Consider the following 13,233-nt stretch of genomic DNA (forward strand, 5'->3'; position numbering starts at 1 on the left):
CGCTTTTTGGCAGCGGCAAGATCGCTTTTAATGATTAAAATTTCATCCTCTTTAAGCGATTTTGCGGTCTCTTTGGCAGCCGAAAAATTTTGAGTCGCCGCGCAAATTTATCAGATAAAAACAGAAGCGGCTAAAATTTTAACTATAAAATTTCGCTTTACTTTCATTTCGCCGCCTCGTAAATTTATCTAAAATCGTCGCTTCTGCTCGGTATCAGCAGATCTTGCAACTCCTGCTGCACCGAGATTTTCGCGCGCGGATCGAGGATCTGCGAGTAGATGATGAAGTTTGCAAGCACCTTTTTGCCGTAGTCCCTGCTCTCGGCATACGGCACGAGCTCCATGCTAAGCCACGGCTCGAATTTGCCCTTATTAAACATATCGCCGCGCTGAAGCATCTTTTTGACGAGCCCGAGCCCGCCGTTGTAAGCGTATGCGATGAAAACCGGGCTGTAAATTTTGCGCTCTAACCAGTCGATGTGGATGTTGGCGAAGCGGTAAGCGACTTCCGGGCGGAACATATCGTCTTGATCGAAGCCGTCGATTTTGAGTTGTTTTTTGCCGATTTCGTTAGCCAAAAACGGCATAAATTGCATCATCCCAAGCGCATACGACGTAGATACCGATGCGGGCACGAAGCGGCTCTCTTGGCGAGCGAGCGCTAAAATAAGCGCTTTGCGGCGGTTATCGCCGTCGCCGATATACTCCATAAACGGCGTCGGATAAAAGTTGTCCTTACCGCCGCTTGCTTTATTCATGATGTATGAGTACTCGCCGATGCTTTGCTTAGTATCGAATTTTTTGGCAAATTCCAAAAGCTGCTCGCGAGACATCCTATCGGCGCTATTTTTCGTGCGAACCCAAGCGAAAGGATCGGTTATGTCGTAGCCCTCGATGGAATTTTTAGCGGGGTTTGGGATGATGATGTTTAAATTTTTATTTCCCGAAATCTCTTTGGCATAAAGCGCATAGAGGCTGTAGTATTCGCTTGCAGCCAGCTCCTTTACGATATTTTGATCTCCGCTTAGCAGATATACCCAAAATTTCGCATTGTGCACGTCGTGAGGCTTCTCAAAGCTCGCAGCCGCGCGGCTAAAAAACGCAAGCGCAGCCCCTTCATCATTCTGCATGACGGCGTTTACGCCGAGCATAAACGCTACGTCTTTATCCACGGCCAGCGGATCGACGCCGATAAGCGAGCGGCGCAGGCGCGGGTATTTGCGGTTGATTAGCGCGTCGTTAAGAACCGCCTTAAAGCTTGGCTGAGCGCTTAGGCCTGTAACGAAGGTCGCGTCCGCGTCGATGTCGATCAGGGCGTCCTTGCCGGAGCTTTTTAGATAATTGTAATATAAAAAGTAGTTTTGCGCGTTGCGGCTCTGCATAAAATACTCGCTCGGATTTTCGTCGTTAAATCCGCGCAGTAAATTTACGGCGTTTCGCGAAGCCGCGTCTTGGTGACTCTCTAGCTGCGAAGCGAGCGTCTCGCGCACGGACGGGCTTAGCTTGGCGATGAAATTTGGATATGAGCGCGCCTTTTTGCAGGTTAAATTTGCGTCTAAAATATTGGAGGGGGTAACGCCTGCACATCGATCCGGACGTTTAGGGGCTTTGGCGATGCCGAAAATTCTATCGAGCTTATCTTTTAGCTTGCCTTTGTAGCGAAAGATACTCTGTTTTAAAATTTTAATCTCCGCTTTGTTGTATTTCGTCTCGTCGATCAAGCGATAGATGTAATAATCCTTAGCTAGGGATTTGGGCTCGTTTTTGATCTCCTCGTAGCTTAAAATTTTACCGCTACTTGCGGCGTACAGCAGTCCCAAAACAAGGCTAAATTTCAGAAATATTTTCAAATGACCGTCCTATTGATGATATAGATTATCGCGCTGTCAAAGAAGTTAAGCACGAGTAGGATAAGAAGCGGCGAAAGATCAAACCCGCCGAAAGTCGTAGGCAGATAGCGACGCACCAGCGCAAACGCGGGCTCGGTAAGCGCAGAGATGACGCGGAAGATTTTATAAAATTTACCGAACGGATTTGGGCGGATGAAGCTCAAAACGCAGGCGATAAAGATCACGATCATATAGGCTTGCAGCGCGTAGTGTAGGGTGATGAGCGCGCCGTAGATCAGGCTGTTTGCTAGCATACGATCTCCTTTAAATCGGCGCGGATCAGCGGATACAGCTCGCTAAGCTCCGGTCCGTGCGGCGCGCCGGTTATCAAAAACCTAAGCGGCATAAACAAACTCTTGCCTTTTAAATTTGTAGCCTGCGAAAGCGCCGCTTTGAAATCATTAAATTCCATTGGAGCGCCGTTTGAGCTTAATAAATTTAAGATCGCCTCTCGCAGCGCCTGCGCCTGCGCCGCCCACTCCTGCGGGATATCTTTCGCGCCGTAGATCGCTGCGATCTTTTCTTTGATCTGTGGGATAAGGCTAGTTTCTTGAGTGTAAAATTTTATCAAAGGCGCAAATTTCGGCTCAAGCTCAAAAAGCTCCGCCAGGCGCTGTTCGCTCGCTCTTTTGATATGCTCGCGGTTTATAAAGGCGAGTTTGTCCTCGTCAAATTTTGCCGGGCTTTTTGAAATTTTGGCGATGTCGAAAAACTCCACCGCCTCATCCATGCTAAAGACCTCGCGCGGCGTTTTGTTGCCCAGCAGGATCAGATAGTTCGCGATCGCCTCGGGCAGGTAGCCGCTTTGAAGCAGCCATTTTACCGACGAGCTATCCTCGCGCTTGCTCATCTTTTTGCCTTCGGAATTTAATATGATCGGCAGGTGGGCGTATCTGATCTCGCCGTCGTAGCCGAGGCTTTGGCGGATCCAGTTTTGCTTTGGGGTGTTTGAGACGTGATCCTCGCCGCGGATTACGAAGCTCACGCCCTGCATCATATCGTCGCAGGCGCAGGCGAAGTTATACGTAGGCGTCTTGTCCGCGCGCATTATGACAAAGCTGTCGATATTCTGCGGCTCAAATGCGATACGGCCCTTGATCGCGTCGGTAAATTCCAGCGCGTGATCCGGCTTTTTAAGGCGGATAGTAAAGGGCTTCTCGCAGTTTAGCACCTCCTCGTCGCTTAAATGCTCGCAGTGCCCGTCGTAGCGATAAGCCTCGCCAGCGTCCTTGGCGGCTTGCTTTTTCGCTTCCAGCTCCTCCTCGCTGCAAAAACAACAAAACGCCTTTTTCTCGGAGAGTAACTTAGCTGCGAATTGCTGATGAAATTTTAAATTTTTGCTTTGATAATACAGGCTCTGCCACGAGATGCCGAAGCGCTTTAAAATTTCGATTATCTCTTGATCTTTGCCTTCGATATTGCGCGCGGTGTCGGTATCTTCGATACGCAAAATAAAGCCGCTTTTATCCTGCAGTGAGCAGATGTAGTTAAAAATAGCCGCGCGTAAATTTCCGATATGCATATCGCCGGTGGGCGACGGAGCGAAGCGATACAATTTAGGTCCTTTGGGTTTAAATTTAAGCTCGGATTATACTTTTTACTTCCTAATAAAAAGCAAAAACAAAGCAAAAATAGGCTAATATCGGCGCATCTTATTCAAGGAGACAATATGGGTTTCATTCAGGAATTCAAAGAATTCGCGATGAAAGGCAACGTCATCGATATGGCGGTGGGCGTCGTCATCGGCGGGGCTTTCGGCAAGATCGTAACCTCGCTCGTAAGCGACATCATGATGCCGGTTTTAGGACTTCTTACGGGAGGAATGAATTTTACCGACCTTAAGATCGTGCTAAAAGAAGCGGTGGGACAGACCCCGGCCGTTACGATAAACTACGGCTCGTTTATCCAGGTAACGGTTGATTTCATCATCATCGCGTTTTGTATATTCTGCGCGATCAAGGCGATTAATAAGCTTAAAAAGCCCGCCGAGCCCGCGCCTGAGCCGGCAGCACCTGCCGAGCCTAGCGAAGAGATCAAGCTTCTTAGCGAGATAAGAGATCTGCTAAAAAAATAGGTCGCGGCGATGATCGAAAAAATTCCTTATTTCAAAGCTCTAAATGCGGCGCAGATCAAGCGTTTGGAGCAGATTAGCATCCACAAAAGCTACAAAAAGGGCGAAATTTTATTTTTCGAGGGCGAGCGCTCGCAGTATCTACTGGTCCTGCTAAAAGGAATTTTAAAAATCTATAAAACCTCCGCGAAGGGGCGAGAGATCCATATGCACGAGATCCGCCCCATCTCGCTTGTCGCCGAGATGGTAAATTTCGAAGAGACGAGCTATCCTGCTAGCGGCGTGTTTTCTACAAACGGCGAGGTGCTAAAGATCGATTATGAGAAATTTAAAAACGAGTTTATGAGCGATCCAAAAATTTGCCTAGAGCTTTTAAAATCGATGTCCGAGAAGATCCGCGCGCTAAATGCGGTCGTCGATAATCAGGTCGTGCTAAACTGCGACGGCAAAATCGCTAAGTTTATCAGCGAAAATTTCGACATCTTTACGAGCACGAAATATACGAAGCTGGCTAAAATTTTAAACGTCACCCCCGAGACTTTTTCGCGCACCATCACTAAATTTAAAAAGAGCGGGGCTCTCATTTTGGACGAGGAGCACAATATCGCGAGCTTCGATCAACATAAGCTGGACGAATATATCCAAGGCTAGAGTTTGAAAAGCGCCTATATTTTCCCGATCGTCGGCACGATTTTATTTCTGTTTTTTAATCTTTACGTTTACAAATCGCTCAGTGCACGCTTTGCGTCATATAAAAATTTTGGGGCGTTTCGCCCCGCTTTGATCTTGCTTTGCGTAGTTTTAGCGATCTTTGACGCGATCTTTTTTGCGGGATTCACCCCCGGCGTGAGCTTTAAAAACGAGCTGCTTTATAAGGTCTGCGTATTTTGCGCGGCGGTGACTTTATCTCTTTTTTTCCTCTGCCTTGCTTACGATGTGCTAAGCGCCGCCACGCACGTGGCTAAATTTAGCGAAAATAGGCGAAAATTTTTAAAGACCTCTATCGACGTAACCTTCGTAATAATGACGTTTAGCTACCTATTTAAAGGCTTTTTCAATGCGCTTAAGCAGCCCAAGATCACCGAGTGCGAAATAAAAATCAGAAATTTAGCTCGCGAGCTAAATTTCGCCGTCATCTCGGACGTGCATCTGGGCGAGTTTTTGAAAAAGGAGTTTTTGCAAGGCGTCGTAGCGCGGATAAACTCGCTAAGCTTCGACGCGCTGCTGATCGTGGGCGATATGTTTGATCTGCGCTCGGATGAGCTCAGGGATATTTTGCAGCCTCTTGAGGCGATCAAAAAGCCTATCTTTTTCGTCGCGGGCAACCACGAGTATTACCGCGGCGATGCGAGCGGGCTTATAAAAGCGATGCAAGCTCTCGGAGTGCGAGTGCTGCAAAACGAAAGCGTGGAATTTGAGGGGCTAAATTTAATGGGCGTGCACGATCTTAGCGGCTTTCGCTTCGGATATATGCAGCCTGATCTAAGCGCTGCGCTAGCGCAGGCAGACCCCGATAAACCAAAAATTTTACTCGCTCATCAGCCCAAATACGTCGTGGATTTCGTGCGCGACGAGGTCGATCTGTGTATCTGCGGGCACACGCACGCGGGGCAAATTTTCCCGTGGACGCTTTTGGTGCTGCTTAGCCAGAAGTATCTTTACGGGCTGTATAACGACGGACTGAAGCAAATCTACGTAAGCAGCGGCGTAGGGTTTTGGGGCCCGCCGATAAGGGTTTTTGCGGATGCCGAGATCGCGCTGCTTAAGCTTAGAAAGGCATAGATGAGAAGTTTTATTTCGAGGATTTTCGGGATTATCGCCGCGGTGGAATTCCCTAAATTTATACAAAATTTTATCAACCGCAAATATGTGGAATTTTTCAAAATCGATATGAGCGAATTTGATCCGCCGCAAAGCTACGCGAGCCTAAATGCGCTTTTTACTCGCCGCTTGCTGCGCCCGCGCGAGATAGCGGCAGACGAGCTAGCCTTCATAAGCCCTAGCGACGGCGTGGTCTTTGAGAGCGGATGCTGCGCCGATCTGCGGGCTTTTAGCGTAAAGGGCTGCGAATACAGCCTTAGCGAGCTGTTGGGGCGGACGTTTACGGCGAGCGAAAGCGGCGGAGCGGTTAAAAATTTAGATGACGCCGCGGACGCCGCGCAAGCAAAAATCATAGGCGGCGGCGCAACTTATGCTGCGAGCGGCGTGCAGGCTGAAATTTATAGCGATGAAAGCGGTGCGAGCCGCGAAACGAGTGCAATCGGCACCCAAGGCGGCGTAAATTTAAGCTACGCAAACATCTATCTAAGCCCGCGCGATTATCATCATTATCACGCGCCTTGCGATCTGAGCGTGCTGCAGGCGCTTTATATACCCGCCGATCTTTACAGCGTGGCGAAGAAATTTTTACTTAAAATTCCAAACCTCTACGTCAAAAACGAGCGCGTGATTTTAAAGTGCAAGATGCGTAACGGCGGGATTTTATGGATGGTTTTCGTGGGCGCCTTAAACGTCGGCAAGATGAGATTTGATTTCGATACGCGAATACAAACGAATGCGTGCGCGAATAGAGCTGAGGCGCTTTACGAATATGAAAATTTAAGCTTTAAAAAGGGCGAGCATCTGGGAAATTTCGAACTGGGATCTACGATCGTGCTCGTAGCGCAAAGCGAGTTTTTAAAATTTAGCGTTTCGTCTGAAACTGCCGTCAAATTTTCACAAAAAATCGGCGAACTAGGCAAATTTTAGTAAATTTTTATCTAAAATTTAGATATTTTCCGTTTAACTAAAATTAATTTTATTTAAATTTGGCTATAATCATCCCACTTTAAATCAAAGGATTTAACATGAAAAATTTAAAAGCTTTTACGATGATCGAGCTTGTTTTCGTCATCGTCGTTTTAGGTATTTTGGCGGGCATCGCGGTGCCTAGATTGGCCGCTACGCGCGATGATGCCACGATCGCTAAGATGCGTGGGGATATCGCCGCCATTAGAAGCGGACTTTCGCTAGTTAGAAGCGAGAATATGATGAGGGGCGTGACTAGCTGGCCAGGTCTTGAAGGCGATCCCGATGTGGCTGGCACGCTTTTTGAAGGTGTGTTACAGCAGCCTATCTATCCTATGAGAGCTGGCGGAAGAAACGGCTGGATTTTAGTTGCGGACGGCGGCAATAATGCCGCATCTACATATACAGCTACCGTTGCCGGTCAAACGACTACTTTTAACTACTATCCGACTGCGGCTTCTAGACCTGCAGGCTCAACGGTTAATGTAGGTTCATTCGACTGCAATCATCAACAGCCTCTTTGTCAATCCTTAGCTCAATAGCTAAATGCTCTATTATGAAGTTGCGGTTTTGGGCGCCAGCCTAAAGCCGCTTACTTATAGTTTAAATTTTAAAATCCCATCCTATCAAATCGTATCAGTTCCCGTAAAATCGAGCGTCAAATCCGCCGTGATTCTGTGCGAGGTTGCAAAACCGACCTTCAAAACCAAGGAAATTTTAGAGATTTCGCAGCTTAAATTTACCTCATTTCAGATCGCACTTGCAAATTTTATCGCGTACTACTATGTCTGCGAAAAGAGCGTTGCATTTGGGATTTTCGAGCCTGCGAGCGAGACCGAGCGAGATTTTGCAAATCCTGCTATCAAGCAGGATTGTACTTCAGAACAAACTCCCGCAGGTGAGCAAAATTTAGCACTTAGCATAGATTCTAGCGCCATACAAAATTCCGCCACTGCACCGAATTCCGCACAAAAGCAAAATTTAAAGCAGGCGCAAAATATTATCTCGCAAAATTTGGCGTTCAATTCTACCGCCAATTCTATCCAAGTGTTTAGGGGCGGGCAAAATTCCGCTTCAGTGCAAAATTTCACATCAGATCAAAATTCCGCCACTACGCAAAATTCTATCCAAGAGCGGGATTTTGCCGAGGGAGAGAATTACGTTTCGATTCAGAATTCCGCTTCAGCGCAAAATTCCGTCCTAATTCAAAATTTAGACACTACCGCGCAAAACCCCGCTTCAACGCCGCTATCTCCGCTTCAAATAGGTAAAATTCCAAACCTCACCCCCTCGCAGGAGCAAGCACGTAAATTCGCCGAAGCTAATGAGACGTCGCTGATTTTCGGCGATACGGGCAGCGGCAAGAGCGAAATTTATATCGCGCTGATCGCGCAGGCGCTCGCTGCTGGCAAGCAGGCGCTGTTTTTGATGCCCGAGATTTCGCTAACGCCGCAGATGACGAAGCGGCTACAGAGCTATTTCGGCGAGCGACTCGGCGTCTGGCACTCCAAAATTTCGCCGAAAAAAAAGCACGAAATTTTAGCGAAATTTAACGCAGGCGAAATTCGGCTCATCGCGGGCGCCCGCTCGGCGCTATTTTTGCCCTTTAGCGATCTAGGCCTCATCGTCGTGGATGAGGAGCACGACGACAGCTATAAATCGGCCGCCGCGCCGCGCCTAAATGCCCGCGACGCCGCGATTTTCGTCGGCAAAAAGCTCGGCATCCGCGTGGTTTTGGGCTCCGCGACGCCTGCGCTTAGCACCTACGCGAAGCAGCCGCACTTCCGCCTGTGCGGCACCTATTTTAGCAGCGCCAAGCGCTTTATTTTCGATGAGAGCGAGACGGGGTTGAGCCTTAAAATTTTAACCGAGATCGGGCATAGCCTCGAAGCCGGCAAGCAAGCGGTCGTGTTTTTGCCGACGCGCGCGAACTACAAATATATGGTCTGCGAAAACTGCGGGCAGATCGTGCGCTGTCCGTTTTGCGCCGTCGGGATGAGCTATCACGCGGACGCTGCGGCGCTAAAGTGCCATTACTGCGGCTTTAGCACGTTTTACAGGGCGTCTTGCGAAAACTGCGGCGGCGAGGTGATGCAGGCGCGCAAGATCGGCACGGGCGAGCTTGCGGCACAGCTTGCGGCGCGTTTTCCAAGTGCTCGCATTGCGAAATTTGATCGCGACGAGATCACCACGCAGCGTAAGCTTGAGGCGCTGCTCAATAACTTTAACGCCCATAAAATCGACATTCTGGTAGGCACGCAGATGCTTAGCAAGGGGCACGATTACCACGGCGTGGATCTTGCGGTGATAATGGGGATCGACGAGCACCTGAGCTATCCCGATTTTAGGGCGCGCGAAAAGACGCTAGCGCTTGCGATGCAGGTGGCAGGCCGCGCGGGTCGCTCGGGGCAGGGCAGGGTCGTCATACAGACGCGCCAGAGCGGCTTTTTTAGGGATTATATCGAAAACTACGACGATTTTTTGCGCGACGAGGCGGAGTTTCGCGAGGGGCTCTATCCGCCGTATATGCGGCTTTTGCGCGTGCTGATCTCGCATAAAAACGAAAAGGCGGCGAGCGAGATAATGAACGTGGCGCTTGAGCTTTTGTGCCGTAAACAGGCGGAAAGTAGCGCGTTTGCACCGCGTGACGGGCTGGACGCGAGGCAGGCAAATTTAAGCGCTTTAAATTTAGAAAATTCTGCGCAGCAGAGCGATAAGCAAATATCAAATTTTAAATTTCAAAGCTCGGATCTGTGCGCGGGCGATGTAAATTTAAACCGCCAAAACGCTTCAAATTTAAAAAATACCGCGCAAATTTCAGCTTGCGACGGGGACGCGGATAGCGCAAATTTAAAGCTTGAAAGAAACGGTGCCGCGCAAAATTTTATAAATTTAGCGGCCGAAAATACTGCCGAAAATTCCGCGCAGTATTTGAAAGAGAAAGCGAGCGAGAGCTTTGAGATCATCGGCTACGGCAAGGCGGGTATCGCCTATATCGCGTCGAAATTTCGCTTTGAAATTCTACTGCGCGCTAGCTCGCACGTGCCGCTGATTAACGCCGCGCGCGCGCTCGAGCATCTGCCCGTCGAGATCGATATGGATCCCGTAAACTTCGGCTAAGCGCGATTTGGTAAATTTTATTCTATAAATTTGACCCGTAGAATTTTACGCGATACGCCGATGAATTGAGGTAAAACAATAGATTTTGGCGGCGGTAGGTCTTGCTACTTTGTATAATCTAAAAAGGCAACGATTTGAAAAAACTACTTAGAAATTTTATGATTTTTGCAGGTTTTATCTTTATACTATACACCTCTTATTTCCTATATTTTTATTCTAAAAGAGCCGAATATGCGGCTATTTTATTGCAAAAGGCGCTTGGGTATGAAGAGAAATTTTTTACTGAGAAAACACAAAATTTAGACCCGTCTGAGCAAACCAAGCTACGGCATGAGTTTGAAAAAGAGAAATTAAAGCTAGAAAAATATTGCAGCGATGCCATAATAAACGGCGAAAATGGTCATTGCAAGGTTTTTTACAACCTCGATTTCGACTATATCCATTTTTACGACGGGCGAAATCAAGATATCGCGCTGGGTTACGACTTTGATAACGAAAGCATTGAATTTTATAAAAAGCTCGCAGATCACTATGATTACAAAGGCAAAAAATGCAGATCACGCAGGGTATACAGCGAGCACCATGCGACATTTGCCATTGATAATTTTAAGCATGCAAAATTTTGGTTGGGAAATTACGGTGAATTTACCCTAAAAGATCCATACATTCATGAATGTGAATAAAATTGATCGGTAATTGAAACACTGAAAGCCTGCCGTATAGATCGGCGGTATATGCATAAATTCATATTTGTGCGGATATGATAATATATTTTATACTTTGATTAAGTAATTATGTTGTATAAGCTTATACGACCGATAACAAAAAACGCTTTTAGGATTCCAAAAGCCTATTTTAAGGAGCAAGGGATGCAAATTCGTGCTTTTATTTTAGCGATCTTGTTTGCCGTATCGTTCGCAAAAGCGGATGATATAAAGCACCCATCGATGCCATGGCAACTGGAACCTATTTTATGGAAAATTCAAGATAAAAAAGTTGTAAGAAAAGCTCTTCACGAACCTATGATCCGGGGTGCAACTACCTTTAACGGCAAGAGTTTTTATTTTTTTACGATAGAAGATAATGCAACGCTCAAAAAAGAATATGAAGAGCATTTATCAAAAGAAAGAGACTTCTGCAACGACTTTTACGATGATCTGTTCGAGTGGAAAAATATAAATATAATAAACCCACTGGTTTTTGATACGACGGATTACAATAACCCAGTTTTAAAGAAAAATATGGGCGATTGCTGGTATATGGATATGAATAAAACGATTAAAGACGGCTTTAGCGGGCGCGGATTTACATTATATAAATTTGATAATAAGCTTTTGTATATTATGATTTACAAAACCACTCCTTATATATATCAGACGGATGATTTCGCAAATCTTGCTTACATTTTAGATCCCAAAGAGTGTAGTAAAATCACAAAAGATCCTCGTAGCAGGGTAAATTTGGAGATTCCAGGCAATATCATATATAAACGGCGTCTGTTTTATGCCGAACCGATACGTTATAAAGATATAGACTATCTACTTTTCATAGATTTTGACAATACGCATAGCGGTCAATTACTCAATGTCGCAATCAGGAAATTTAAAGACGGTATTTTACAAATGCCTGTTTGTAGTAATTCGTATTTAAACACGAAGCTTTATCAATAGGAGCAGTTAGTTATGCGGATTCATATTTTTATCTTAATGATCGTATTCGCACTATTTGCGAATGCAAACGATGTAAGCGATACGGAAATTCCTTTTGATTTAAAAATAGCTTTATGGAAAGCTAATGATAGGAAAGTAGTAAGAAACAATCCTTCCGGTATGGTAGAAGGAGAAACCACTTTCAACGGAAAAACCGTTAGCTTTTGGCAAATAGATAGAAATGCAACGCTCAAAAAAGAGTATGAAGAGCATTTATCAAAAGAAAGAGACTTCTGCAACGACTTTTACGATGATCTGTTCGAGTGGAAAAATATAAATATAATAAACCCACTGGTTTTTGATACGACGGATTACAATAACCCAGTTTTAAAGAAAAATATGGGCGATTGCTGGTATATGGATATGAATACAACGATTAGAGACGGCTTTACGGGGAGAGGATTTACGTTATATAAATTTGATAATAAGCTTTTGTATATTATGACGTATAGAGATTTTCGGCAATACGAGATGTCTTTTGCAAATTTTATGTATATTCTAGATCCGCAAGAGTGCAGTAAAATTATAAAAGACCCCTCATACGATTCATATTATAGCAGGGCAGATTTTGAGGATTATCGAAACAAGATCGCAGGAGATACCCTGATTTATTTCGGACCGATAAAATATAAGAGCGAAGATTATCTACTTTTTATCGATTCCGTAAATTTAATAAACGGTCTTAAAGCGATTTCTATTAAAATTAGTAAATTTAAAGACGGAGTTTCGCAAACATCCGTTTGTAGAAATTTGTATTTAAATACGAAAATTTACCATTAACGAGTAAAACATGCAATGCATTCAGTTGCCGTTGATAACTTTGAGCACGCGAAATTTTGGTTGGGAAATCATGGCGAATTTACCCTAAAAGATCCTTTTATCGCCGCGGTTTTGGGCTTGCAGTTTTTGCTCCTCAATCTGCGTTTTTAAAATTTGATTAGAATTTTACGTCGCCACACATGCCTTGCTCGCCCCTTTTCGATATACAGCGCTTACTCCTCGCTTTCATCCGTTCGCACGATCAGGCTTTTTGGAAGGCAAAATTTCTCGATGATCTCGCACTCCTTGGCGCGCATCTGCCCGCTGTCGCTTTCGTGGTCGAAGCCCAGCACGTGCAGCAGGCCGTGCGTAAAAAGCAGCGCCGTCTCGTCATCCGCGCCGTGCCCCAGCTGCGCGGCTTTGAGTTCCACGAGGTCTAAATTTATCACGATCGAGCCGAGCAGCGCGGGGACAAAATTCCCGTCGTCAAAATTTTCATTTTTTAAATTTTCATCGTTAGAACTTTCGCTCTCGGAATTTTCGGTATTAAAATTTTTGCTGGTAGAATTCCCGGCGACTGTATTTTCACTGGCGGAATTCGCAGTATTTAAAATTTTAGCGCCGCTGTTTTCATGCGCGGAATTTTCCTTGCTCAAATCTCCGCCGAAGCCCGCAAACGCCGCAGGATCGAGCGGGAAGCTCAGCACGTCGGTCGCCTTGTCGATGCCGCGCGTTTGCGCATTTAGCTGCCGCATCTCCTCGCCGCGCACGAAAATTAGCTCGACGCTCCCGCCGCCAAGCTCCGCCGCGATAGCGTCCAAAATTTCGGGATATGGCTGCTCGCAAAGTATCATTTTTACCCCTCTTTTATAAAATTTTCGTATAATTTTAGCAAAAAA

The 13,233-nt window shown here is 46.1% G+C and carries 12 protein-coding genes and 1 pseudogene; 9 read left to right on the forward strand and 4 right to left on the reverse strand.

Annotated features, from left to right (window positions below; genetic code table 11):
* Window positions 1–184: 184 nt before the first annotated feature.
* The 3 genes from Q0438_RS06760 to gltX are packed head-to-tail and all read right to left on the reverse strand — an operon-like array spanning window position 185 to window position 3,443.
* Window positions 185–1,849 (reverse strand): lytic transglycosylase domain-containing protein, encoded by a 1,665-nt coding sequence (locus tag Q0438_RS06760; protein ID WP_299189223.1) that lies wholly within the window; start codon window positions 1,847–1,849, stop codon window positions 185–187.
* Window positions 1,846–2,142 (reverse strand): YggT family protein, encoded by a 297-nt coding sequence (locus Q0438_RS06765; RefSeq protein WP_177387724.1) that lies wholly within the window; start codon window positions 2,140–2,142, stop codon window positions 1,846–1,848. Before Q0438_RS06765 ends, Q0438_RS06760 begins: the two co-directional genes overlap by 4 nt.
* Window positions 2,136–3,443, reverse strand: coding sequence for a glutamate--tRNA ligase (gene gltX / locus Q0438_RS06770; protein ID WP_299189233.1), 1,308 nt, complete (start codon window positions 3,441–3,443; stop codon window positions 2,136–2,138). Before gltX ends, Q0438_RS06765 begins: the two co-directional genes overlap by 7 nt.
* A gap of 114 nt (window positions 3,444–3,557) precedes the next feature.
* Here gltX and mscL point away from each other — a divergent pair, with 114 nt between their 5' ends.
* The 9 genes and pseudogenes from mscL (at window position 3,558) to Q0438_RS06815 (ending at window position 12,355) form a co-directional block, all read left to right on the forward strand.
* On the forward strand, window positions 3,558–3,962 hold the full coding sequence (gene mscL, locus Q0438_RS06775; RefSeq protein ID WP_299189239.1) for a large-conductance mechanosensitive channel protein MscL: 405 nt from the start codon (window positions 3,558–3,560) through the stop codon (window positions 3,960–3,962).
* A gap of 9 nt (window positions 3,963–3,971) precedes the next feature.
* On the forward strand, window positions 3,972–4,610 hold the full coding sequence (locus Q0438_RS06780) for a Crp/Fnr family transcriptional regulator (RefSeq protein WP_299189241.1): 639 nt from the start codon (window positions 3,972–3,974) through the stop codon (window positions 4,608–4,610).
* Between the two features lie 3 nt (window positions 4,611–4,613).
* Complete coding sequence (locus Q0438_RS06785) at window positions 4,614–5,741, forward strand: metallophosphoesterase (RefSeq protein ID WP_299189243.1); 1,128 nt, start codon at window positions 4,614–4,616, stop codon at window positions 5,739–5,741.
* Entirely contained in the window at window positions 5,742–6,707 is a 966-nt protein-coding gene (asd, locus tag Q0438_RS06790) for an archaetidylserine decarboxylase (RefSeq protein ID WP_299189245.1), read from the forward strand.
* 98 nt (window positions 6,708–6,805) lie between these two features.
* Entirely contained in the window at window positions 6,806–7,288 is a 483-nt protein-coding gene (locus Q0438_RS06795; protein WP_299189253.1) for a type II secretion system protein, read from the forward strand.
* A 727-nt stretch (window positions 7,289–8,015) separates the two neighbouring features.
* Window positions 8,016–9,353, forward strand: a pseudogene (gene priA, locus Q0438_RS11140) (primosomal protein N'); the annotation flags it as partial.
* Between the two features lie 647 nt (window positions 9,354–10,000).
* A complete protein-coding gene (locus Q0438_RS06805) occupies window positions 10,001–10,549 on the forward strand; it encodes a hypothetical protein (RefSeq protein WP_299189260.1) in 549 nt (182 codons plus the stop codon).
* Between the two features lie 186 nt (window positions 10,550–10,735).
* Window positions 10,736–11,536 carry a hypothetical protein gene (locus Q0438_RS06810; protein WP_299189263.1) on the forward strand — a complete coding sequence of 267 codons (801 nt, stop codon included), beginning with the start codon at window positions 10,736–10,738 and terminating at the stop codon, window positions 11,534–11,536.
* Window positions 11,537–11,695: 159 nt separating this feature from the next.
* The gene (locus Q0438_RS06815) at window positions 11,696–12,355 is read left to right on the forward strand and encodes a hypothetical protein (protein ID WP_299189266.1); all 660 of its coding nucleotides are present in this window, start codon (window positions 11,696–11,698) and stop codon (window positions 12,353–12,355) included.
* Window positions 12,356–12,567: 212 nt separating this feature from the next.
* Here the strand turns inward: Q0438_RS06815 and ybeY are convergent, their stop codons facing one another.
* Window positions 12,568–13,188, reverse strand: a complete 621-nt coding sequence (gene ybeY / locus Q0438_RS06820) for an rRNA maturation RNase YbeY (protein ID WP_299189277.1) — start codon at window positions 13,186–13,188, stop codon at window positions 12,568–12,570.
* Window positions 13,189–13,233 lie beyond the last annotated feature (45 nt).

Origin of the sequence: uncultured Campylobacter sp. (assembly GCF_938030785.1) — a bacterium.
In the GTDB taxonomy this organism is placed as follows: Bacteria; Campylobacterota; Campylobacteria; order Campylobacterales; family Campylobacteraceae; genus Campylobacter_B.